Below are 23,980 nucleotides of genomic sequence, written 5' to 3'. Positions count from 1 at the left end.
ATTAATTTTCCCCTTTAAGGACCAGTAATAATATTGCTTATAAAACCTAACATTTATCCTTCGAGTTGAGGGTTTCTGTCAACCTTTCTGATAACTCTTGTTGCATTTTTTTATCGAGCGCTTTGTGATTTTTATCTGCAAGGACGAAAAAATCTTCCACTTTCTCGCCAATTGTGGTGATCCGTGCACCATGTAACGAGATTTCCATCTGAGCGAGCACATGCCCAACCCGTGCTAATAACCCCGGTTGATCGAGAGCAAAGAGCTCCATATAGCTACGGCGCTCATTGGTTGAGCGTAAAAAATTCACTTTGGTAGGAACGGTAAAATGGCGTAGTTTTGACGGTAGGGTGCGAGCCTGGGGAAGTGAGATCGCAGGTTGTTGTACCGCGTGTAGCAGGCTATGGCGGATCTGTTCATATCTATCTTTTGATAATGGCGTGCCATTCGGTTCTAACACCACAAAGGTATCCATTGCCATGTTGTCTTTGTTGGTGAAAATCTGTGCACTGTGGATACTCAGGTTGCGCCTATCAAGCTCCCCAGCCACGGCCGCAAATAAGTGTGGCTTATCGGGGCACCAAATAAAAATTTCGGTTCCACCGTGTTTTGGCTGTGTGCTGATCAACACGAGAGGCTGCTCAAGATCATGTTTTAATAGGTTACAGGCATGCCAAGCTAATTGAGAAGGCGTGTGACGCAAAAAATAGTCTGCATGACAGCGAGACCATAATTGGTTTAATTTTTCTTCATTGATTGAAGATTGGCGTAATAACGCTAACGCTTGGTGGCGATGATGGCGGATACGTTCTCGTAAATCAGGAGTACTTTGCATTCCTTGGTTGAGTTGATGTTCAGTAGATAAAAACAGTTCTCGAATTAGGCTCTGCTTCCAACTATTCCAAAGCGTACTGTTAGTTGCACAAATATCGGCAACAGTTAAACACATCAAATAGTTTAGCCGCGTCACTGTTTTGACCTCGAGGGCAAATTGTTTGATGACATCGGGGTCTTGAATGTCGCGACGTTGTGCCGTAACTGACATTAATAAATGGCTTTTTACTAACCAAGAGGCTAACTCAGCTTCCTTGAGCGGCAAACCATGTTGCAGAGCAAACTCATACACAAATTCAGCCCCTAAATCAGAATGATCTCCCGAACGCCCTTTCGCAATATCGTGGAATAATGCGGCAAGCCTTAATGTTTCTGGATGCAACAGCTTAGGGTAAACGCTAACACAGAGTGGATGGTCGCGGCGATTTTCTTCATGAGTAAAGCTATCTATTTTTTGTAGCACTCGGATGGTGTGCTCATCGACCGTATACGCATGAAAAAGGTCAAACTGCATTTGACCAACGATATTGCTCCAATAAGGGGTATAAGCACTTAATACACTGTGCAGATGCATGGGAACGAAAGCCCCTTTAATGGCTCTAGGGTGACGTAATATTTTGATAAAAAGCCGCCTAGCTTCAGGGAGTTCGCATAAAGGAGCGGTTAAATTACGTCGCGCAAAGCGCAGTTGGCGCAAGGTCGTTGAGTAGATCCCCGTGATATTGGGGTATCGAGCCATTAAATAGAACATTTTTAAAATGGCGGCGGGTTGCTTAACGAACAGCATATCATCAATAACATCGATTAATGGCCCCCGCAACTGAAATTGTTCATCTAGTGGACGAGGTTTTTCATCAGGATTGAGAGTAAGAATAGCGTCATCAAACAGTTGTAATAACATCTGATTGAGTTCACGAACGCGGCGTGTCACACGATAAAAATCCTTCATCATCAGTTCAACGGGCTGGTTTTTTTCCCCTTGGTAGCCGAGTAAGCGAGCGACACTAAATTGGCGATCAAATAAAAGGCGATTGTCATAGCGTTTGACGACTAAGTGCAAAGCGAAGCGGATTTTCCATAAAAAAGTGAGACACTCTTTTAGCTCTTGGCGCTCTTCTTCAGTAAGAAAACCAAACCCGACCATTTCATCGACGGTGGTGGCTCCAAAGTGCCGCCGAACGACCCAAAGTAGCGTATGGATATCGCGTAACCCTCCAGGGCTACTTTTTATATCTGGCTCTAAGTTATAGCTAGTACTGTGATAGCGATGATGGCGATCTTGCTGCTCTTCGAGTTTTGCGGCAAAAAAGGTTGCTGAAGGCCAAAAACTATCACTAAAAATGGTTTTTTGTAAGCGTAAGAATAGGGCGATATCACCACAAATTAGGCGCGATTCAATAAGGTTTGTCGCAACGGTTAAATCGGCGATACCCGCATCAATACACTCTTGCAATGAGCGAACACTATGGCCGATATCAAATTTAAGATCCCACAATAGAGTAATAAACTGGCCTATTTTTGAGGCTATCTGTTCAGAAAGAGGCTCTGCACTTAACACTAAAATATCAATGTCTGATAAGGGATGCAGCTCATGTCGCCCGTATCCACCTACAGCAATTAAAGACATATTGGGTTGTCGGTCAAATTGATACTCTTTCCATAAACGCGTGAGTAGGGCATCTAAGTAATCACTGCGCACATGGACTAAATCAATCACGGACTCGTTTTGCTTGAATGCGGCTTCTAAGTGGTTATGGAAAGATTCGACATGCTGCTTGAGGCGAAGCAGTTCGAGGTCAGAAGATTGAAATAAAGTGGGTGATAAAAACGCTACAGAGGATGGTGTCATCATTATCTTTCCGCATCGATAGGCTGAACACAATAGTGAACAGCTTACTGGGGATTTTCATGGATGAACAGCCGCAAATTAAATTATTTCGAGTAAAAAAAGAGAAGGGAAGCCTTAAGTATACGGCATGTTACGAAAGTTGTTTTCTCTAACAGGTAACATGCCACATAAGAGCCGCGTGCTAAAAATTAATCGTTAACCAGCACCGCTGAGATATATGGCTCTTCTTCTTTACGTAATGTCATGATTTCACACCCGTTGTCGGTGACAACTAGCGTATGCTCATATTGAGCCGACCAGCTTCTATCTTTGGTTTTTACGGTCCAACCATCATTCATAGTACGGATGCGGTAATCACCGACGTTGACCATCGGTTCGATAGTAAAAGCCATGCCTTTTTGTAATACAACACCGCTGTCATCGGCATCATAATGAAGGACTTGTGGCTCTTCATGGAAACCTTCACCGATACCATGACCACAATATTCACGAACAACAGAGAAGTCATGTTTCTCGACAAATTGTTGAATCGCTTTGCCCAAGGTGTGTAGGCGGATACCCGGTTTTACCATACGTAACGCTAAATAGAGGCTCTCTTGGGTAATATGGCACAGGCGTTCGCCTTGGATGGTTGGCTTACCAACAATGAACATTTTTGAGGTATCGCCATGAAAACCCTCTTTAATCACGGTAACATCGATATTCACAACGTCGCCGTCTTTTAGAATCTTATCATCACTAGGGATACCATGGCAGATAACATCATTGACTGAAATACAGACTGATTTAGGGAAACCATGATAATTTAAGCAAGCCGGTATCGCTTGTTGTACATCGACAATGTGCTGATGACAAATGCGATCCAACTCCCCCGTGCTAACGCCCGGTTTTACATGGGGAGCAATAATTTCTAACACTTCGGCTGCTAAACGACCAGCAACGCGCATTTTCTGAATATCTTCTTCAGTTTTGATAATAATAGCCATGAATTCAGTCCATTTATGTCAGTAACGACTCTGTGACATAGTTTGTATGAAAAGGGTTTAATAGATGAGCGATAGCACCATCTATATCAACATGATGATGTTTATGGTATCAGCCACTGCATTTTCTGCCAACTAGGCATTGATGCTTCTTAGCCTTTAGAGTGAAATATCAGGCTGGAATGTACGCCATTAAATAAAAGGTATTGAGAGCAAATACACTTTGGGTCTGATATTATGGATAGTGAAACACGAGTATTTGTCGTTGAAGATTTTTTTATCAAATAATAAAAAGAAAAAACGCTATCCATACGCCGTGTATAAAACGCTCAATGATGCTTACCAAGGCGATTTCGCCTCGTTTTAATGAAGAGATTCAAGCCATTTGATGGTGTTTTTTCACCCCGTAAAAAAACAACAAAAGTTGGCTTATTGATCCATTTTATGGTATAAAGCGCGCCGGCGATCCACATTATCTCTTCGAAAAAATCGTTTTGCTACCCTGTTAAAGCGTATTCGATTGGCATTATGGATTAGCGAAAACTAAACTCAATTGTGTATAACACACACGGGTCGACACATGCACCGGGGTGCTCTTATGCGTTTTAGCGCAGCTTTGGAGTCGGTGTTATGGGATCCGTGGAGGCATAACCCCAATTACTTAAAATACAGAGGTATTAAATGGCAACTGTTTCCATGCGCGATATGCTACAAGCGGGCGTACACTTTGGTCACCAGACTCGTTACTGGAACCCTAAAATGAAACCTTTCATTTTCGGCGCTCGTAACAAAGTACATATCATTAACTTGGAAAAAACCGTTCCAATGTTCAACGAAGCTCTGGCTGAGTTGACTAAAATTGCTTCTCGTAAAGGCAAGATTCTGTTTGTTGGTACTAAACGTGCAGCAAGCGAAGCCGTTCAAGAAGCTGCTAATAGCTGTGACCAGTATTTCGTTAACCACCGTTGGTTAGGTGGTATGCTGACTAACTGGAAAACTGTTCGTCAGTCAATCAAACGTCTGAAAGATCTGGAAGTTCAGTCACAAGACGGTACTTTCGACAAACTGACCAAAAAAGAAGCGCTGATGCGTTCTCGTGAACTTGGTAAGTTAGAAAACAGCTTAGGCGGTATCAAAGATATGGGCGGTTTACCTGACGCTCTGTTCGTTATCGATGCAGAACACGAACACATTGCTATCAAAGAAGCAAACAACCTGGGTATCCCAGTATTTGCTATCGTTGATACTAACTCTGATCCAGACGGTATCGACTTCGTTATCCCTGGTAACGACGACGCAATCCGTGCAATCAAATTGTATCTGAGCGCTGTAGCAACTTCCGTTCGTGAAGGTCGTTCTCAGGATCTGGCTGTTCAAGCAGAAGAAGGCTTAGTAGAAGCTGAATAATAAGGCCTGCTCTAATAAAGAGCCCTTATAAACCAGGTATTGCTATATGGTTAGAAGGGGGCCTATATGGCCCCTTTTATCTATCTGAATCAGAATGACCCTTGTAGGGAGCCCCCTACGAGGTATATCGAGGAATAAATCACATGTCTGGAATTACCGCTGCATTGGTAAAAGAACTGCGCGAACGTACTGGCGCAGGTATGATGGAATGTAAAAAAGCACTAGTTGAAGCTAATGGTGATATCGAATTAGCAATCGACAACATGCGTAAATCAGGTCAAGCTAAAGCTGCTAAGAAAGCAGGCCGTGTTGCTGCTGAAGGTGTTATCCTTGCAGAAGTTTTTGCTGATGGCAAAAGCGGTGCTCTGATCGAACTGAACTGTGAAACTGACTTCGTTGCTAAAGATGCTGGTTTCTTGGCATTTGGTAAAGAAGTTATGGCTTCTGTTATCGCTGATAGAAATACTGATATCGAAGCAGTTAAAGCGAAATTCGAAGATGCACGTACTGCTCTGGTCGCTAAAATCGGTGAAAACATCAACATTCGTCGCGTCGCAATCCTAGACGGTGCACAAGTAGGTAGCTACCTGCACGGTGCGCGTATCGGTGTTTTGGTTGCGGCTGAAGGCGCTGATGAAGAGCTGCTAAAACACATTGCAATGCACATTGCTGCAAGCAAGCCTGAATATGTTACTCCAGACGATGTACCAGCGGACGTTGTTGCTCACGAGCACCAAATCCAATTAGACATCGCTATGCAGTCAGGTAAACCACGCGAAATCGCAGAGAAAATGGTTACTGGCCGTATGAACAAATTTACTGGCGAAATCTCTCTGACTGGCCAGCCTTTCGTGATGGATCCAAGCAAATCTGTTGGTGATCTGCTGAAAGAGAAAAATGCGAAAGTCACTAACTTCATCCGTTTCGAAGTGGGTGAAGGTATTGAGAAAGTTGAAACTGACTTTGCAGCTGAAGTTGCTGCAATGAGCAAATAAGTCGTCAGTTTTACAAGGAGCCGCCGATTGGCGGCTCTGTTTTAATATACATTGTAGTAATACAACGAATTCAATAATTAAGGTACGTAGAATCCACCTTTAAGTATTCTGCGTGTGTTACCCCAATAAATTATCTGTGTAGGACAGAACACCATGGCAACCAATGCAAAACCCGTTTATCAGCGTATCCTGCTTAAGCTCAGTGGCGAAGCCTTACAAGGCGCAGAAGGTTTTGGAATCGATGCTAGCGTTTTAGATCGTATGGCTCAGGAAATCAAAGAACTTATAGAGCTGGGTGTACAGGTCGGTGTCGTTATTGGCGGTGGTAACCTGTTTCGTGGTGCTGGTTTGGCACAGGCGGGGATGAACCGTGTGGTCGGTGACCATATGGGAATGCTAGCCACTGTGATGAACGGGCTAGCGATGCGTGATGCATTGCATCGTGCTTACGTGAATGCAAGACTGATGTCTGCTATTCCTCTTAACGGCGTGTGTGATAACTATAGCTGGGCTGAAGCTATCAGTCTGTTACGCCATGGTCGTGTTGTGATTTTTTCTGCTGGAACAGGTAACCCATTCTTTACAACTGACTCTGCCGCGTGTTTACGTGGTATTGAGATTGAAGCGGATGTTGTATTGAAAGCAACAAAAGTTGATGGTGTTTATTCAGCGGATCCTGCAAAGAACCCAGATGCCGTACTTTATGAAACGCTGACTTATCAAGAGGTGCTTGAGCGTGAATTGAAAGTGATGGATTTGGCAGCGTTTACGTTAGCACGTGATCATAACTTGCCTATTCGTGTTTTCAATATGAATAAACCTGGCGCTCTACGTCGTGTTGTAATGGGTGAAAATGAAGGAACTCTGATTTCTCACAATTAATACTCAGAGACATCAACCACGTTTAACTGTATTATCTAATATAAGTTCAGACAATTTAAGCGAGGCTGCATTGCGGCCTTTAATAACCAGTTCTTAAGGGTTGAAAACGTGATTAATGAAATCAAAAAAGATGCTCAAGACCGTATGGAAAAGAGTGTTGAAGCACTAAAAAACCAAATCAGTAAAGTTCGTACAGGCCGTGCGTCACCAAGCCTACTTGATGGCATCATGGTTGACTATTATGGCGCCGCAACGCCTTTGCGCCAACTTGCTAACGTAACTGTTGAAGATGCGCGTACTTTAGCGATTTCAGTCTTTGATCGCTCAATGTCTCCCGCGATTGAAAAAGCGATTATGGCGTCTGATTTAGGTTTAAACCCATCTTCTGCCGGTACTGTTATCCGTGTTCCACTTCCTCCACTGACAGAAGAGCGCCGTAAAGACCTGATCAAAGTTGTTAGAGCGGAAGCTGAGCAAGGTCGTGTTGCTGTTCGTAACATTCGTCGTGATGCGAACGATAAAATTAAAGCCCTGCTGAAAGATAAAGAGATCAGTGAAGACGAAGAACGTCGTTCACAAGATGACATCCAAAAACTGACTGATGGCTACATTAAGAAAGTTGATGAAGCATTAGCGCAGAAAGAAGCTGAATTGATGGAATTCTAATCTATCAAGTAGCGAATAAAGCCATCTAGAGGGAAATCTCTGATGGCTTTATTCATTCATATCTAATAAAAATCCTTTCTTCCCTTTCAAGCTGATATAATCTCAGTATTGAGTAAATACAGAGCATCCGCATAATGAAACGTCTTACTATTCTAGGATCAACAGGTTCAATTGGTAAAAGCACACTTTCTGTTGTCAGAAATAACCGTGATAAATTTCAAATTGTCGCTTTAGTTGCTGGTCGCAATGTGGCGGAATTAGCAAACCAATGCCTTGAATTTCAACCTCAATACGCCTCTATGGCTGATGAATCTTCTGCTCAAGCATTACGGGCAATTTTGTCTGAAAATAATTGCAAAACAGAAGTTTTATCAGGAACAGATGCTGCCATTCAACTTGCAGGCTTGGATGATGCGGACCAAGTGATGTCCGCTATTACTGGTGTCGCTGGACTACTTCCTACCTTAGCCGCAATCCGCAAAGGCAAACGAATTTTATTAGCGAATAAAGAATCGCTGATCACGAGCGGTCGTCTATTCTTTAATGCGATTCGTGAGCACGGTGCGACAGTCTTTCCTATCGATAGCGAACATAATGCGATTTTCCAAAGTTTACCTGAAAACATTCAACTCAACTTGGGCTTTGCCGATTTATCGGCCTCGGGAATTTCAAGCATTATTTTGACAGGTTCTGGTGGTCCTTTTAGGGATACTCCGTTGTCGCACCTAGATAATGTGACGCCGGACGAAGCATGCAACCATCCAAATTGGTCTATGGGGCGTAAAATTTCTGTTGATTCAGCGACGATGATGAATAAGGGGCTTGAATATATTGAGGCTTGTTATTTCTTTAATGCCAATCAACAACAAATGGAAGTGATTATTCACCCTCAATCCGTTATCCATTCTATGGTGCGTTATCGTGATGGTAGCGTGATAGCTCAGCTAGGTACGCCTGATATGTGCACCCCAATTTCATACAGCATGGCTTATCCGCAGCGTATTTCTTCTGGTGTCGAACCGTTAGATTTTACAAAATTGTCATCATTAACCTTTGTACAGCCAGATTATCAACGTTACCCTTGTTTAAAATTGGCTATCGATGCCTGCCATGCTGGGCAAGCAGCCACAACTATTCTAAATGGCGCTAATGAAATCGCTGTCGCTGCATTCTTGGACGGTAAAATACGCTTTACAGATATTGCAAAAATTAACCTAAGTACATTAGAAAAATTGCATTTATCTGAACCAGTTTCGATTGATGAGGTCTTAGACATCGACAATCAAGCTCGTCGAGAAGCTGCACAACTAATCAAACATACATTTTCAGTCTAGTATGTGATTTATTTAGTTGCTGATAAGTATAATAAGTCTTTAATATGTGACGCTTATAAGAACGAAAGATAATATCAGTATTTAGCGGAGAATTAAGGATGTGTCTTATCAGCAAACTCAACAATAGCGGTTATGATAATGCTGAATTCTCGACGCTATGCATACAAGGATTACTATTTAATGAACTCTAGTGGTGAAAATCTCTCTCATTCAGCCTTGCCAAAACATGTTGCGATTATCATGGATGGCAATGGGCGTTGGGCAAAGCAGAGAGGAAAACTAAGAATAACAGGGCACAAGGCTGGCGTTGAGTCTGTGCGTAATGCAGTACGTTTTGCAGTAAAAAACAAGATTAGCTCACTGACGCTGTATGCATTTAGTAGTGAAAACTGGAGAAGACCAGAAAAAGAAGTCAGTTCACTGATGGAGCTATTTGTTTTTGCGTTAGATAATGAAGTCAAGAATCTACATAAAAATAATGTAAAATTATTGGTTATTGGTGATATTAGTCGATTTAGTGAGCGTCTTCAAAAACGTATTCAAAAAGCAGAAAAATTAACTGCAAATAACACGGGCTTAAAACTCAATATTGCGGCGAATTATGGTGGTCGTTGGGATATTGCTAATAGTATGAAGCAAATCTTTGCGCGCGTACAAAGTGGGCAACTTTCTCTTGACGATATCAATGAAAATACCATTGACCATTATGTTTGTATGCATGATCAAGAAAATGTTGATTTGGTTATCAGAACTGGTGGAGAACACCGTATCAGTAACTTTTTATTATGGCAGGTTGCTTATGCGGAATTCTATTTCACCAATGTACTGTGGCCAGATTTTGATGAAATGGTGTTTCAGAATGCAATTGATGCTTTTAGTCAACGCGAGCGGCGTTATGGTGGAGCTGAGTCTGATGATGAGCTCGTTAAATAAAAGGGGTAAATTGTGCTGAAATATCGTTTAATGACAGCGATTGTATTAATACCGCTGGTTATTGCTGCGCTTTTTTTGCTTTCACCTGCCGCTTTTGGTTATGTGGTGATTGCCGTATGTGCTTTAGGGGCTTGGGAATGGGCGCAATTTGCAGGTTGGCACACACAAGCTAAGCGAATTGGTCTTGCGGTGGTTTTTGCCATCATACTGCTAGCCATGCAGTTCTCTTTTGCTGATATCACAACGTTAAAGAATGAGCCGCTTATTTTATATGGTTTATGGGCCGGTCTTATTTGGTGGATAGTGGCAATTTTACTTGTGATTACTTTCCCAGCATCGGCAAAAGCATGGGGGCAATCGGCGTTAGTACGTGTACTGTTTGGGCTGTTAACTATCATTCCTTTTTATTGCGGTATGATGGTGCTTCGAACCATTGGTTACCATAGTGACACCTTTTTTGGTGCTTGGTGGTTGCTATATGTTATGTTGCTGGTGTGGGGTGCTGATTCAGGTGCTTATGCCTTTGGTCGTACAATGGGGCGCCATAAGATGGCACCTAAGGTTTCCCCCGGTAAAACCTGGGAAGGCCTTGTTGGTGGGTTGATCACCGCAGGTATTATTTCTTGGCTATTTAGTTCATTTGCGCCAATCCCAGTAATGCCTGATTATTTGCTGGTTACATCAATTATTGTTGTTGTAGTATCTGTGTTCGGTGATTTGACGGAAAGTATGTTTAAACGCCAGTCAGGAATTAAAGACAGTAGCCATTTAATTCCTGGTCACGGTGGAATTCTTGATCGAATTGACAGTCTAACAGCGGCAATACCTGTATTTGCAGGGGTAAATTTGTTAGTTTTTAACGGGTTCGGTCTCTAGGATAAGACATGGGATTTTTTTGGAGTCTAGCGGCATTTATCATCGCCATTGGGGTGTTAATTACCGTACATGAATTTGGTCACTTTTGGGTTGCACGTCGCTGCGGTGTTTATGTAGAACGTTTTTCTATCGGCTTTGGGAAAACGTTATGGCGCAAGGTGGATCGACAAGGAACCGAATTTGTTATTGCCCTGATCCCGCTAGGCGGTTATGTCAAAATGCTTGATGAGCGCGTCGGTGATGTGTCACCTGAACGCCGTCATTTAGCGTTTAACAATAAAACGGTTGGTCAGAGAGCCGCCATCATTAGTGCTGGCCCAATTGCGAACTTTTTACTTGCAATTGTTGTCTACTGGGTGGTGTTCATGATGGGGATTCCATCAGTACGCCCTGTGATTGAAGATGTGAAACCTGGCTCCGTTGCCGCTAGTGCAAATATTTTGCCGGGAATGGAACTAAAATCGATTGATGGTATCGAAACGCCTGACTGGAATTCAATTCGATTAGCCTTAGTTGGCAAAATTGGCGACAGTGAACTCACTGTGTCCGTATTGCCTCAAGGGTTTAGTGAACCAGTGACTAAAACGGTAGATTTAACCGCATGGCAATTTGATCCTGAAAAGCAAGATCCCGTTCTTTCCATGGGAATTATGCCGGTTTCCGCTAGAATTGATCCTGTGATATCGAAAGTTTCACCGGGTTTAGCTGGTGAGCGAGCAGGTTTGCAACCCGGAGATAGAATTGTTAGCGTAAATGGCGAAACATTAGATTTGTGGAATCCGGTAACTCGGTTGATTCGTAATAGTCCGAATCAACCGTTGAAGTTAGCTGTTGAAAGAAATAATCAGATCATCTCACTCACATTGACGCCTGATAGTCAAAATGGAAAGGGTGGCGAGCAAATTGGATTTGCGGGAGTTGAACTTTCAGTGTTACCGTTAGCAGATGAATATAGAATGGTGCAGCAATATGGGCCATTTTCTGCCATCTATCAAGCTAGCGATAAAACGTGGCAGTTGATGAAACTGACCGTGAATATGATGGGCAAACTCGTTGTTGGGGATGTCAAACTTAACAACTTGAGTGGACCGATATCTATTGCGAAAGGTGCAGGGGTATCGGCAGAGTCAGGCTTGGTATATTATTTGATGTTCATTGCGCTGATAAGCGTAAACTTGGGCATTATCAATTTGTTTCCATTGCCTGTATTAGATGGGGGGCACTTGCTCTTCCTGTTAATTGAGAAAATTAAAGGAAGTCCAGTGTCTGAGCGAGTACAAGACTTTAGTTATCGGATAGGTGCAATGGCATTGATTCTGTTAATGGGACTTGCACTTTTTAATGATTTCTCTCGCTTCTAACAAGTAAGCTGGGGACCAGTAAGGAATACGCATAACAACGATGGCGATGAAAAAGTTGCTCATAGCGTCGCTGCTATTTGGCAGCGCGACTGCATACGGTTCAGACGGATTCGTAGTTAAGGACATTCGTTTCGAAGGTCTACAACGCGTCGCCGTTGGTGCAGCATTATTGAACATGCCTGTCAGGGTAGGTGACTCGATTGATAACGAAGATATTAGCCGTTCAATTCGATCTCTATTCTCTACTGGCAACTTCGAAGATGTTAGGGTCCTGCGTGATGGAAACACGCTGATCGTTCAAGTTAAAGAGCGACCAACCATCGCGAGTATCACTTTTACAGGCAATAAATCTGTTAAAGATGATATGCTCAAACAAAACTTGGAAGCATCAAACATTCGTGTTGGTGAGGCTTTGGACCGCACGAAAATAGCGAATATCGAGAAAGGTCTGGAAGACTTTTACTATAGTGTTGGTAAATACAATGCGACAGTAAAAGCAGTGGCTACGCCACTGCCTCGTAACCGTGTAGATTTAAAATTTGTGTTCTCTGAGGGCGTGTCTGCAAAAATTCAGCAGATTAACGTCGTAGGAAACAAAAATTACACGACGGCTGAATTGGTTAATAAATTCCAATTGCGTGATGATGTGCCATGGTGGAACCTAGCGGCAGACCAAAAATATCAAAAACAAAAACTGGCTGGTGATTTAGAAACTCTTCGTAGCTTCTATCTTGACCGTGGCTATGCGCGTTTCAATATTGATTCCACTCAAGTCAGTTTGACGCCAGACAAAAAAGATATCTACATTACAATTAATGTCACTGAAGGCGATCAATATAAGATCTCTGGTGTGGAAATTAATGGTAATACCGCAGATCATCTGACTGAAATTCAAGAACTCATTACGATCACCCCAGGCGAGCTGTATAACGGCACGCAGGTGACGAGTATGGAAAACAAAATCAAGGATCTTCTTGGTCGTTATGGTTATGCCTATCCTCGTGTAATGACACAACCTGAAATTAATGATGAAGATAAAACGGTCAAACTGCATGTCAATATTGATGCAGGTAACCGCTTTTATGTTCGTCAAATCCGTTTCCAAGGTAATGACACAAGTAAAGACTCCGTTCTCCGTCGTGAAATGCGCCAGATGGAAGGGGCTTGGCTTGGTAATGATTTAGTCGAATTAGGCAAAGAGCGTCTTAACCGTACGGGTTTCTTTGAAACTGTTGATGTCGAAACGCAACGTGTACCGGGTAGCCCAGACCAAGTCGATGTGGTCTACAAAGTTAAAGAGCGTAATACAGGCTCCATGAACTTTGGTGTCGGTTTCGGTACTGAAAGTGGTGTGAGTTTCCAAGTCGGTGTAAGTCAAGACAACTGGTTAGGAACCGGTAATGCGGTTGGGATCAACGCAAGCAAAAACGATTACTCAACCAACGTTGAAATGTCGTTTACGGATCCTTACTTCACCGTTAATGGTGTGAGCTTAGGCGGGCGTGTTTTCTATAATGATTTCCGTGCGAAAGATGCTGACTTGTCTGGCTATACCAATAAAACCTATGGTTTAGATACGTTCTTAAGCTTCCCATTCAACGAGAATAACTCATTCCGTGTTGGTGCAGGTTACGTTCATAACTCATTGTCTGATATGCGTCCGCAAGCAGCAATGTGGGATTACCTCTATTCTATGGGCGATAAGCCACCAATTAATGATGATGGTCGCAATAAAGAGAAATTTAATGCGGATGACTTCACCGTTAACTTAGGTTGGACTTATAATTCCTTGAACCGTGGTTTCTTCCCGACATCGGGTAATAAAACCAGTGTTTCAGGTAAAATCACCGTTCCAGGCTCTGATAACGAGTACTACAAACTGCGTTTTGATACAGCACAGTACTACCCAATCAATGAAGATGAGACTTGGGTTATCTTAGGTCGTGCACAAGCAGGTTACGGGGATGGTCTTGGCAGCAAGCAAATGCCATTCTATGAAAACTTCTATGCTGGTGGTTCAAGTACGCTGCGTGGTTTCCGTTCTAACAATATCGGGCCAAAAGCGGTTTATCTGAAAAATGTTAATGGTAAAGGTGAGCCTGAACCGGGTAGCCCATCAAGCGATGCGGTAGGTGGTAATGCGATGTATGCGGCGTCCTTTGAGCTGATTACACCAACTCCATTTATCGATGAGAAATACTCAAATACAGTTCGTACATCGTTATTTGTTGATGCGGGTACAGTATGGGATACCAACTGGAACAGTATCAATGCAGATTGGCGTAAAGGCATGCCAGATTATGGTAAAGCAACAAACGTCCGTGTTTCTACGGGGGTTGCTCTACAGTGGATGTCACCGCTTGGGCCTCTGGTCTTCTCCTATGCGCAACCTATTAAGGATTACGAAGGGGATAAATCAGAACAGTTCCAATTTAATATTGGTAGAACGTGGTAATCTAGAACGTCTCTATCTAAGGAAAGCCCTTGCATATATTGTGAGGGTGACCAAAATTTCCAGCCATAAATATGGGTTAAGGAGTTTCGTGTGAAAAAATTGTTGTGTGCGGCGGGTGTCACTCTGGCTTTGGCGATGTCAGCAGGTGCTTATGCAGATAAAATTGCAGTCGTGAACGTTGGCGAAATTTTCCAAAAAATGCCAGCGCGCGAAGCTGTAGCTAAACAGCTTGAAAGTGAATTCAAAAGCCGTGCGACAGAGTTGCAAAATTTAGAAAAAGACCTTCAATCACGCGTAGAAAAATTACGTCGTGATGGTGCAACAATGAAGCAAAGCGAACGTGAAAAACAAGAAAAAGAGCTGATGGCTAAACGTGATCAGTTCGCAGAAAAAGCGCAAAAATTTGAAGAAGACAACCGTCGTCGTCAAATGGAAGAGCGTAACAAAATCCTAAGTCGTATTCAGGATTCTATTAAATCTGTTGCAGCCAAAGAAGGTTATGATGTGGTTATCGATGCAAATGCTGTTGCATATGCCAAAGATAGCGTAGACATCACGAGTAAGGTTCAAAAACAGGTTAAATAATAGATGTCCTCAATTCGATTGGCTGACCTCGCTCAGCAGTTGAATGCACAGTTACACGGTGATGGCGATATCGTCATCACCGGTATTGCACCGATGTATTCAGCAAATAATCAGCAAATTACATTCCTATCAGATAGTCGCTACAGCGACAAACTCGCTGAGTGTCAGGCTGCCGCTGTGGTATTAACAGCGAAAGATCTTGATGCTTGTAAAGTGGCGGCGCTGGTAGTCGATAACCCTTATCTTGCCTATGCTCGCATGGCACAAATCATGGATACAACGCCAAGCCCAGCAGAGAATATCCATTCGTCAGCCGTTATCGATGAAGGGGCGAAGTTAGGAAACAACGTGGCGATTGGGGCGAATGCCGTGATTGAAAGCGGCGTTGTGTTAGGCGATAACGTTGTTATTGGCGCAGGTTGTTTTGTTGGTAAAAATACTCGTATCGGGGCTGGTACGCGTTTATGGGCGAATGTTAGCGTTTACCATAATGTTGAAATTGGTGAACACTGCTTGATCCAATCAGGAGCTGTTATCGGTTCTGATGGTTTTGGCTACGCGAATGATCGTGGCAATTGGGTCAAAATTCCTCAGCTAGGCACAGTTATTATTGGCGATCGCGTAGAAATTGGCGCTTGTACAACAATTGATCGTGGTGCGCTAGATAATACAGTTATTGGTAATGGTGTTATTATTGATAACCAATGTCAGATAGCACACAACGTAACCATCGGTGATAATACCGCCGTAGCAGGTGGCGTTATCATGGCGGGTAGCTTGAAAATTGGTCGCTACTGCATGATTGGTGGTGCGAGTGTTATTAACGGTCACATGGAAATTTGCGATAAGGTGACTGTCACAGGGATGGGAATGGTTATGAGACCAATCACTGAACCTGGTGTATACTCTTCTGGTATTCCTTTACAGCCTAATAAAGTTTGGCGTAAAACAGCAGCTTTGGTTTTGAATATCAATGAGATGAATAAGCGCTTAAAAGCTGTTGAGCGTGAATTAGATAGTCAAACTCAAAAAAATCAGTAATCATTTCGTAATTCAGGTTAAAATAATCGACTGAGTTACGTTTTTCCGGCCTGCCAGTTAACCTAACTTTATGGTTAAAGCAGGCCGATTCGTTAATTAAATTGTATTAATAGACAGGAAGAGTATTTCGATGAGTGATAATCATACTCTGAATATTGAAGAGATTTTAGAATTACTTCCACACCGTTACCCATTCCTTTTGGTTGACCGTGTACTGGATTTTGAAAAAGGAAAATCTCTGCGCGCAGTAAAAAATGTGTCATTCAATGAACCCTTTTTCCAAGGCCACTTTCCGGGCAAACCTATTTTTCCAGGTGTGTTGATCCTAGAAGCAATGGCTCAAGCAACAGGTATCCTAGCATTTAAGAGCGTTGGTAAACTAGAACCGGGTGAATTGTACTATTTTGCAGCGATTGATAATGCTCGTTTCAAGCGCCCAGTGTTGCCGGGAGATCAGATGATCCTCGAAGTCGAGTTTATTAAAGAACGTCGCGGTGTTGCACGTTTTAAAGGTGTTGCAAAAGTTGATGGAGAAGTGGCCTGCGAAGCTGAAATGATGTGCGCCCGTCGCCGTGAGGTCTGATATGATTGATAAAACAGCCTGTATTCATCCCTCATCGATTGTCGAAGATGGAGCTATTATTGGTGCCAATGTTCGTATTGGCCCTTTTTGTTATATTGGTGCTAACGTTGAAATCGGCGAAGGCACTGAGCTCAAATCGCACATTGTTGTTAATGGCCACACCAAAATTGGCCGTGACAATGTGATCTTCCAGTTCGCATCGATTGGTGAAATCAACCAAGACCTGAAATACCAAGGTGAACCAACACGAGTCGAGATCGGTGACAGAAACCGTATAAGAGAAAGTGTCACTATCCATCGCGGAACGATCCAAGGCGGTAGTTTAACCAAAGTGGGTGACGATAACCTATTTATGGTGAATGTGCATATTGCCCACGATTGTATTATTGGTAACCGCTGCATCATTGCAAACAACGGTACACTGGGTGGTCATGTTATTTTAGGTGACTTCGCAATTATTGGCGGAATGACTGCCGTTCATCAATTTTGCCAAATTGGTGCTCATGTTATGGTTGGCGGTTGTTCAGGTGTGGCGCAAGATGTTCCACCTTACGTCATTGCGCAAGGTAACCATGCAACGCCTTATGGCCTGAATATTGAAGGCTTGAAGCGTCGCGGTTTTGATAAAGAGTCTCTACATGCGATTCGTAATGCTTACAAAGTCCTTTATCGTTCAGGTAAATCACTAGAGGAAGCACGTAGCGAAATCGCTCAACTTGCACAAGCTAACCCGCATGTGAAAGTGTTCAGCGAGTTCCTTGAGAACTCCGCAGAGTCTAATCGTGGTATTATTCGTTAGTCGGTAGTTAAGATAACGAAGTCAGGGCCTTTATTAAGGAGATCATTTTGGCGAATCATCACCGCCCACTTACTATTGGCCTTGTTGCTGGGGAAACATCCGGCGATATACTCGGCGCAGGGCTTATCCGAGCACTCAAAGCACAAGTACCTGATGCACGTTTTGTAGGTGTCGCAGGGCCTTTAATGCAAGCAGAAGGCTGTGAAGCTTGGTATGAGATGGAAGAGTTAGCGGTAATGGGGATTGTTGAAGTGCTTGGCAGGCTTCCTCGGTTACTCGCTATTCGCAAAGATCTTACCGAACGCTTTACACAATTACAGCCAGATATCTTTGTTGGTATTGATGCACCTGATTTTAATATCACCCTTGAAGGGAAGTTAAAATCAAAAGGCATTAAAACCATTCATTACGTCAGCCCTTCTGTGTGGGCATGGCGGCAGAAACGCGTCTTCAAAATTGGTCGAGCAACAAATTTAGTGCTTGCCTTTTTGCCGTTTGAAAAAGCCTTCTATGATCGTTTTAATGTTCCGTGTCGCTTTATTGGGCACACAATGGCAGATGCTATCCCGCTTCATGTCGATAAAACAGCGGCAAGGCAACGCATTGGTATACCTGAAGAAGGGAAGTGTTTAGCCCTCTTACCGGGCAGCCGTCACTCAGAAGTTGAAATGCTAAGTGCTGATTTTTTGAAAACAGCGAAAATTTTACAACAGCATTTTACGGATCTTCACATTGTCGTGCCTTTGGTCAACCAAAAACGGCGTGAACAGTTTGAAGCGATCCGTCAACAAGTCGCTCCAGAGCTAGCTGTCCATATGTTAGATGGCCAAGGCAGAGATGCGATGATCGCGGCGGATGCGACGTTGCTCGCATCGGGAACGGCGGCTCTTGAATGTATGCTAGCGAAATGTCCAATGGTAGTGGGTTATCGTATGAAACCATTTACTTTTTGGTTGGCAAAACGTTTAGTAAAGACACCCTATGTTTCATTGCCTAATTTGTTAGCTGAAAAAGAGATAGTCAAAGAGTTACTACAGGAAGAGTGCCAACCTGAAAAGTTAGCTCAGCAGCTAATTCCCTTACTGGAAGGCGGCGAACAGGTAGAACAATTAAAAGCAACATTTTTACAGCTCCATCAATTGATCCGCTGTGATGCAGATAAACAAGCGGCTGAAGCTGTATTGGATTTGGTTCGAAATTAATGGATTTTATATACCCAAAAGCCAACTTAATTGCTGGCGTAGATGAAGTTGGGCGCGGCCCCCTTGTTGGTGCGGTGGTGACCGCCGCTGTAATATTGGATCCTAAAAATCCAATCATTGGCTTGACTGACTCAAAAAAACTCACCGAGAAAAAACGCGAAAAACTCTTTGTTGAGATCCAAGAAAAAGCCTTGTGCTGGTGTATTGGGCGAGCCGAACCTGAAGAAATTGATGAAATCAATATCCTGCATGCCACCATGCTTGCGATGCAACGTGCTGTTGCTGGTTTAAGCATAACACCTGATTTTGTTTTAGTGGATGGTAACCGTTGCCCAACCTTATCAATGCCTTCACAAGCGGTGATTAAAGGTGATAGTTTAGTGCAGGAAATAAGCGCGGCATCAATTTTAGCCAAAGTGGTTAGAGACCGAGAAATGGTTGAGCTAGATAAAGCTTATCCAGAATATGGTTTTGCAAAACATAAGGGCTATCCGACGGCTTATCATTTAGAAAAACTGGCACAGTTTGGCGCAACAAAATTTCATCGCAAGAGTTTTGCTCCTGTGCGCCGTGCATTAGAAGCGAAAGATTGAGTATAAATTAGATGGCTGAACCTCGTTTTATTCACTTACGCGTTCACAGCGACTATTCAATGATTGATGGTCTGGCAAAAACCGGTCCATTAGTTAAAAAAGTGGCAGCAATGGGCATGCCAGCATTTGCGATCACTGATTTCACTAACTTATGTGGTTTGGTGAAGTTCTATGGGGCAGCGCACGGTGCTGGTATTAAACCTATTATTGGTGCTGACTTTTTTGTTGAAAGCGAGCAATTGGGTGATGAGATTGCTCACTTAACCGTACTAGCTCGTAATAACGAAGGCTACCAAAACCTGACACTGTTGATCTCAGAAGCCTATCAAAAAGGCTATGGGGCGATAGGGCCAACGATCCATCGCGATTGGCTTGTTAAGCATAAAGAAGGTTTGATACTGCTTTCAGGTGGCCGCCAAGGGGATGTAGGGCAATTTTTATTGCGCGGTAATCAAGCTCTCGTTGATGAATGCTTGGCATTTTACGAAACCCACTTTCCCGGTTGCTACTATTTAGAACTCATTCGTACAGGAAGGCCTGACGAAGAGAGTTATTTACATGCGGCGGTAGAGCTTGCAACGCAGCGTGGTTTACCTGTTGTTGCGACTAATGATGTACGTTTTATTGAAAGTAGCGACTTTGATGCGCATGAAATACGTGTCGCTATCCATGATGGTTTTACTTTATCTGATCCTAAAAGGCCTAAAAAATATAGCCCTCAGCAATATTTACGATCTGAAGAAGAGATGTGTGAGCTGTTTGCCGACATCCCTGAAGCACTTGAAAATAGTGTAGAGATTGCTAAGCGTTGTAACGTAACCATTCGTCTTGGTGAGTACTTCCTTCCCCAATTCCCAACAGGGGATATGAAAACGGAAGACTTTTTGGTTATGCGGTCAAAAGAGGGATTAGAGGAGCGCCTGAAGTTCCTTTTTCCTGATGAGAAAGTGAGAGCCGAAAGACGTCCTGAATATGATGAACGGCTAGAAGTCGAGCTAAACGTTATTAACCAAATGGGGTTCCCTGGTTATTTCTTGATCGTGATGGAGTTTATTCAATGGTCAAAAGATAACGGTGTACCAGTAGGGCCTGGTCGTGGCTCCGGTGCAGGTTCTTTGGTTGCCTACGCTCTAAAAATTACGGACTTAGATCCGTTAGAGTTCGATCTCCTTTTTGAACGTTTCTTAAACCCGGAACGGGTTTCTATGCCTGACTTTGACGTTGACTTCTGTATGGAAAAACGCGATCAAGTGATTGATCACGTTGCTCAAATGTATGGACGAGATGCGGTTTCACAGATCATCACGTTCGGTACGATGGCGGCGAAGGCGGTTATCCGCGACGTAGGCCGTGTATTAGGCCACCCATACGGTTTTGTCGATCGGATCTCGAAACTGGTTCCCCCTGATCCGGGAATGACATTAGAGAAAGCATTTGAGGCCGAGCCGCAACTGCCTGAAATTTACGAAGCCGATGAAGAGGTGAAAGCACTCATCGATATGGCGCGTAAACTTGAAGGGGTCACACGTAACGCCGGGAAACATGCTGGGGGCGTGGTTATTGCGCCTACCAAAATTACCGATTTTGCCCCTCTGTATTGCGATGCGGAAGGGAATAACCCAGTCACCCAATTTGATAAAAACGACGTTGAATATGCGGGATTGGTGAAGTTCGACTTTTTGGGATTACGTACGCTCACGATCATTAACTGGGCGTTAGAGATGATCAACGCAAGGCGGGCTAAGAAAAACCTTGAGCCAGTGGATATTGCGGCAATACCATTGGATGATCAAAAAAGTTTCGACATGTTGCAGCGTTCAGAAACAACGGCGGTATTCCAGCTTGAATCCCGAGGGATGAAGGATTTGATCAAGCGCCTGCGTCCTGACTGCTTTGAAGATATGATTGCATTGGTGGCACTGTTTCGCCCTGGTCCATTGCAATCAGGGATGGTGGATAACTTTATCGACCGTAAGCATGGGCGTGAAGAGATTTCATACCCTGATGTGCAGTGGCAACATGAATCATTAAAACCTGTTCTAGAGCCGACGTATGGCATTATCTTATACCAGGAACAGGTGATGCAGATTGCACAGGTACTCGCTGGTTATACTCTCGGCGGCGCGGATATGTTACGTCGTGCGATGGGGAAAAAGAAACCGGAGGAGATGGCAAAACAGCGTTCCGTCTTTGAGGAAGGAGCCATCAAAAACGGTATCGATGGTGAGCTATCGATGAAAATCTTTGACTTGGTAGAAAAATTTGCCGGTTACGGATTTAACAAATCTCACTCCGCCGCTTATGCGCTCGTTTCATACCAGACATTATGGCTTAAAGCGCATTATCCGGCTGAATTTATGGCGGCTGTTATGACCGCGGATATGGATAACACCGAGAAAGTCGTCGGCCTCGTCGATGAATGTTGGCGAATGGGGTTAAAAGTATTACCTCCTGATATTAATAGTGGGCTATATCATTTTCACGTTAACGATGAAGGTGAAATTGTTTACGGTATCGGTGCGATTAAAGGTGTCGGTGAAGGCCCAATTGAGGCGATTATAGAAGCTCGCCAAAAAGGTGGCATCTTTAAGGAAATTTTTGATCTTTGTGCGCGTGTTGATCTTAAAAAAATTAACCGTCGCGTCATGGAAAAACTGATCATGGCGGGGGCGTTCGATCATTTAGGGCCTCACCGCGCAGCCTTAATGTCTTCACTGGAAGATGCGCTGAAAGCGGCGGATCAGCACGCCAAAGCAGAGGCTATAGGGCAAACTGATATGTTTGGTGTGCTTGCAGAAGCCCCTGAACAAGTGGAAAGCTCATACGCGAGCGTACCAAAATGGCCAGATCAAGTTGTTTTGGACGGTGAAAGGGAAACGCTGGGTCTTTATTTGACAGGGCACCCGATAACGCGTTATTTAAATGAAATAGAACGTTATACTAATGGTCTGAGATTGAAAGATGTGAACCCTACCCCTCGTGGTCAGGTGACAACTGTGGTAGGTTTAGTACTTTCAGCCAAAGTTATTACTACCAAGCGTGGCAATCGAATTGGTATTTGTACGCTTGATGATCGTTCCGGTCGTCTGGATATTATGTTATTTTCAGATGCACTAGATAAATACCAGCACTTGCTGGAAAAAGACAGTATCCTGATTGCCACCGGTCAGGTCAGCTTTGATGATTTCAACGGTGGTAATAAAATGACAGTGCGGGAGTTAATGGATATTAGTGAAGCAAGGGAAAAATATGCGCGAGGACTTGCAATTTCACTGTCAGACAAACAAATTAATGATCAGTTACTGAACCGACTTCGCAGCACTCTTGAACCCCATCGTTCAGGAACGATTCCGGTTCATTTGTATTATCAGAAGGATGATGCCAGAGCAAAGCTTAAATTTGGTGTTGTTTGGCGCGTAACACCCGTTGATGACCTTCTGAATTCTCTGCGAACTCTGCTGGGTAATGAGCAGGTAGAATTAGAATTTGACTAAAATAGGAATATTATGAGTCTGGATTTTCTTGATTTTGAACAGCCAATTGCTGAATTGGAAGCGAAAATTGATTCGCTGACTGCAGTTAGCCGTCAAGACAACAATTTAGAAGTCAACCTAGATGACGAGGTTGCTCGTTTACGTGAAAAAAGTGTTGAACTGACGCGTAAGATTTTCTCTGATCTGGGTGCATGGCAAATTGCTAAACTTGCTCGTCATCCACGCCGTCCTTATACATTAGATTATATTTCTCGTATATTTACTGACTTCCAAGAACTCGCTGGTGATCGTGCTTATGCCGATGATAAAGCTATTGTTGGCGGTATTGCACGTTTGGACGGTCGTCCTGTTATGGTTATTGGCCATCAAAAAGGGCGTGAGACAAAAGAAAAAATTCGCCGTAACTTTGGTATGCCAGCACCAGAAGGCTATCGTAAGGCATTACGCTTGATGGAAATGGCCGATCGTTTCAACTTACCTATTATTACCTTTATTGATACTCCGGGGGCTTACCCAGGTGTTGGCGCGGAAGAGCGTGGTCAGTCGGAAGCCATTGCACGTAACTTGCGTGAAATGTCTCGCTTATCAGTGCCAGTTATCTGTACCGTTATTGGTGAAGGTGGGTCTGGTGGCGCGCTGGCTATCGGCGTAGGTGATAAAGTGAATATGCTGCAATACAGCACCTATTCCGTTATCTCTCCAGAAGGTTGTGCATCTATTCTGTGGAAAAGCGCTGATAAAGCGCCATTAGCGGCAGAAGCAATGGGGATCACCGCATCTCGTCTTAAAGAGTTGAAACTTATTGATAATGTGGTCACTGAGCCGTTAGGTGGCGCACACCGCAGTTACGATGAAGTTGCGGCGTCTTTAAAAGCACGTATCGTCGAAGATTTAGACGAATTGCTTGAGCTAGATGAAGAAGCATTAAAAAATCGTCGCTACCAGCGTTTAATGGAATATGGCTATTGCTAATTAAGACCTATTAGCAAAGTAAAAACGGGAGTTTGGGATAGCCAGCTCCCGTTTTTTATTCGTGCATCTCGCTCTTTGAGTCGTGAAATCTAGTCAAGGTGGTGATTAATTGGTAACTTTGATAGGGTAGTTAACC

The 23,980-nt window shown here is 43.5% G+C and carries 19 protein-coding genes; 17 read left to right on the top strand and 2 right to left on the bottom strand.

Features of this window, described 5'->3' with window-relative positions; genetic code table 11:
• Window positions 1-46 precede the first annotated feature (46 nt).
• Window positions 47-2,686 carry a bifunctional uridylyltransferase/uridylyl-removing protein GlnD gene (glnD, locus tag PSF11_RS18615; protein WP_072502888.1) on the bottom strand — a complete coding sequence of 880 codons (2,640 nt, stop codon included), beginning with the start codon at window positions 2,684-2,686 and terminating at the stop codon, window positions 47-49.
• A 185-nt stretch (window positions 2,687-2,871) separates the two neighbouring features.
• Window positions 2,872-3,669 carry a type I methionyl aminopeptidase gene (map, locus tag PSF11_RS18610; RefSeq protein WP_072502889.1) on the bottom strand — a complete coding sequence of 266 codons (798 nt, stop codon included), beginning with the start codon at window positions 3,667-3,669 and terminating at the stop codon, window positions 2,872-2,874.
• A gap of 678 nt (window positions 3,670-4,347) precedes the next feature.
• Between map and rpsB the strand changes: the two genes are divergently transcribed.
• The 17 genes from rpsB (at window position 4,348) to accA (ending at window position 23,844) form a co-directional block, all read left to right on the top strand.
• A complete protein-coding gene (gene rpsB / locus PSF11_RS18605) occupies window positions 4,348-5,073 on the top strand; it encodes a 30S ribosomal protein S2 (RefSeq protein ID WP_004916790.1) in 726 nt (241 codons plus the stop codon).
• Window positions 5,074-5,216: 143 nt separating this feature from the next.
• On the top strand, window positions 5,217-6,068 hold the full coding sequence (tsf, locus tag PSF11_RS18600) for a translation elongation factor Ts (protein ID WP_004916787.1): 852 nt from the start codon (window positions 5,217-5,219) through the stop codon (window positions 6,066-6,068).
• Between the two features lie 153 nt (window positions 6,069-6,221).
• Entirely contained in the window at window positions 6,222-6,950 is a 729-nt protein-coding gene (gene pyrH, locus PSF11_RS18595; protein WP_004916784.1) for a UMP kinase, read from the top strand.
• Window positions 6,951-7,058: 108 nt separating this feature from the next.
• The gene (gene frr / locus PSF11_RS18590; protein WP_004916781.1) at window positions 7,059-7,616 is read left to right on the top strand and encodes a ribosome recycling factor; all 558 of its coding nucleotides are present in this window, start codon (window positions 7,059-7,061) and stop codon (window positions 7,614-7,616) included.
• A gap of 134 nt (window positions 7,617-7,750) precedes the next feature.
• Entirely contained in the window at window positions 7,751-8,950 is a 1,200-nt protein-coding gene (ispC, locus tag PSF11_RS18585; RefSeq protein WP_036943421.1) for a 1-deoxy-D-xylulose-5-phosphate reductoisomerase, read from the top strand.
• A 180-nt stretch (window positions 8,951-9,130) separates the two neighbouring features.
• The gene (gene uppS / locus PSF11_RS18580; protein WP_004916773.1) at window positions 9,131-9,883 is read left to right on the top strand and encodes a polyprenyl diphosphate synthase; all 753 of its coding nucleotides are present in this window, start codon (window positions 9,131-9,133) and stop codon (window positions 9,881-9,883) included.
• A 12-nt stretch (window positions 9,884-9,895) separates the two neighbouring features.
• The gene (cdsA, locus tag PSF11_RS18575; RefSeq protein WP_072502891.1) at window positions 9,896-10,759 is read left to right on the top strand and encodes a phosphatidate cytidylyltransferase; all 864 of its coding nucleotides are present in this window, start codon (window positions 9,896-9,898) and stop codon (window positions 10,757-10,759) included.
• A gap of 8 nt (window positions 10,760-10,767) precedes the next feature.
• On the top strand, window positions 10,768-12,120 hold the full coding sequence (gene rseP, locus PSF11_RS18570; RefSeq protein WP_004916769.1) for a sigma E protease regulator RseP: 1,353 nt from the start codon (window positions 10,768-10,770) through the stop codon (window positions 12,118-12,120).
• Window positions 12,121-12,160: 40 nt separating this feature from the next.
• Entirely contained in the window at window positions 12,161-14,575 is a 2,415-nt protein-coding gene (gene bamA / locus PSF11_RS18565) for an outer membrane protein assembly factor BamA (RefSeq protein ID WP_004916767.1), read from the top strand.
• A 90-nt stretch (window positions 14,576-14,665) separates the two neighbouring features.
• On the top strand, window positions 14,666-15,160 hold the full coding sequence (gene skp, locus PSF11_RS18560; RefSeq protein ID WP_004916764.1) for a molecular chaperone Skp: 495 nt from the start codon (window positions 14,666-14,668) through the stop codon (window positions 15,158-15,160).
• Window positions 15,161-15,163: 3 nt separating this feature from the next.
• A complete protein-coding gene (gene lpxD, locus PSF11_RS18555) occupies window positions 15,164-16,201 on the top strand; it encodes a UDP-3-O-(3-hydroxymyristoyl)glucosamine N-acyltransferase (protein WP_004916761.1) in 1,038 nt (345 codons plus the stop codon).
• 130 nt (window positions 16,202-16,331) lie between these two features.
• Window positions 16,332-16,784: a 3-hydroxyacyl-ACP dehydratase FabZ gene (gene fabZ / locus PSF11_RS18550; RefSeq protein WP_004916757.1), complete on the top strand. Its 453-nt coding sequence runs from the start codon at window positions 16,332-16,334 to the stop codon at window positions 16,782-16,784.
• Between the two features lies 1 nt (window position 16,785).
• Complete coding sequence (gene lpxA, locus PSF11_RS18545; RefSeq protein WP_004916754.1) at window positions 16,786-17,583, top strand: acyl-ACP--UDP-N-acetylglucosamine O-acyltransferase; 798 nt, start codon at window positions 16,786-16,788, stop codon at window positions 17,581-17,583.
• A gap of 47 nt (window positions 17,584-17,630) precedes the next feature.
• Entirely contained in the window at window positions 17,631-18,785 is a 1,155-nt protein-coding gene (gene lpxB, locus PSF11_RS18540; protein ID WP_036943426.1) for a lipid-A-disaccharide synthase, read from the top strand.
• On the top strand, window positions 18,785-19,378 hold the full coding sequence (gene rnhB, locus PSF11_RS18535) for a ribonuclease HII (RefSeq protein ID WP_004916745.1): 594 nt from the start codon (window positions 18,785-18,787) through the stop codon (window positions 19,376-19,378). Before lpxB ends, rnhB begins: the two co-directional genes overlap by 1 nt.
• An 11-nt stretch (window positions 19,379-19,389) precedes the next feature.
• Window positions 19,390-22,872, top strand: coding sequence for a DNA polymerase III subunit alpha (dnaE, locus tag PSF11_RS18530; RefSeq protein ID WP_040132401.1), 3,483 nt, complete (start codon window positions 19,390-19,392; stop codon window positions 22,870-22,872).
• Window positions 22,873-22,884: 12 nt separating this feature from the next.
• Window positions 22,885-23,844, top strand: a complete 960-nt coding sequence (gene accA / locus PSF11_RS18525; RefSeq protein ID WP_004916741.1) for an acetyl-CoA carboxylase carboxyl transferase subunit alpha — start codon at window positions 22,885-22,887, stop codon at window positions 23,842-23,844.
• The last annotated feature ends 136 nt before the right edge of the window (window positions 23,845-23,980 follow it).

Origin of the sequence: Providencia sp. PROV119 (genome assembly GCF_028482435.1) — a bacterium.
GTDB classification, from domain to species: Bacteria; Pseudomonadota; Gammaproteobacteria; order Enterobacterales; family Enterobacteriaceae; genus Providencia; species Providencia stuartii.
This window is presented reverse-complemented; position numbering and strand designations above follow the sequence as displayed.

What these genes read in the sequence shown, in the direction of transcription:
- glnD (WP_072502888.1), bottom strand. Translation starts at nt 2,686, where the DNA reads ATGATGACACCATCCTCTGTAGCGTTTTTATCACCCACTTTATTTCAA.
- map (WP_072502889.1), bottom strand. Translation starts at nt 3,669, where the DNA reads ATGGCTATTATTATCAAAACTGAAGAAGATATTCAGAAAATGCGCGTT.
- rpsB (WP_004916790.1), top strand. Translation starts at nt 4,348, where the DNA reads ATGGCAACTGTTTCCATGCGCGATATGCTACAAGCGGGCGTACACTTT.
- tsf (WP_004916787.1), top strand. Translation starts at nt 5,217, where the DNA reads ATGTCTGGAATTACCGCTGCATTGGTAAAAGAACTGCGCGAACGTACT.
- pyrH (WP_004916784.1), top strand. Translation starts at nt 6,222, where the DNA reads ATGGCAACCAATGCAAAACCCGTTTATCAGCGTATCCTGCTTAAGCTC.
- ispC (WP_036943421.1), top strand. Translation starts at nt 7,751, where the DNA reads ATGAAACGTCTTACTATTCTAGGATCAACAGGTTCAATTGGTAAAAGC.
- uppS (WP_004916773.1), top strand. Translation starts at nt 9,131, where the DNA reads ATGAACTCTAGTGGTGAAAATCTCTCTCATTCAGCCTTGCCAAAACAT.
- rseP (WP_004916769.1), top strand. Translation starts at nt 10,768, where the DNA reads ATGGGATTTTTTTGGAGTCTAGCGGCATTTATCATCGCCATTGGGGTG.
- bamA (WP_004916767.1), top strand. Translation starts at nt 12,161, where the DNA reads ATGGCGATGAAAAAGTTGCTCATAGCGTCGCTGCTATTTGGCAGCGCG.
- lpxD (WP_004916761.1), top strand. Translation starts at nt 15,164, where the DNA reads ATGTCCTCAATTCGATTGGCTGACCTCGCTCAGCAGTTGAATGCACAG.
- fabZ (WP_004916757.1), top strand. Translation starts at nt 16,332, where the DNA reads ATGAGTGATAATCATACTCTGAATATTGAAGAGATTTTAGAATTACTT.
- lpxA (WP_004916754.1), top strand. Translation starts at nt 16,786, where the DNA reads ATGATTGATAAAACAGCCTGTATTCATCCCTCATCGATTGTCGAAGAT.
- rnhB (WP_004916745.1), top strand. Translation starts at nt 18,785, where the DNA reads ATGGATTTTATATACCCAAAAGCCAACTTAATTGCTGGCGTAGATGAA.
- dnaE (WP_040132401.1), top strand. Translation starts at nt 19,390, where the DNA reads ATGGCTGAACCTCGTTTTATTCACTTACGCGTTCACAGCGACTATTCA.
- accA (WP_004916741.1), top strand. Translation starts at nt 22,885, where the DNA reads ATGAGTCTGGATTTTCTTGATTTTGAACAGCCAATTGCTGAATTGGAA.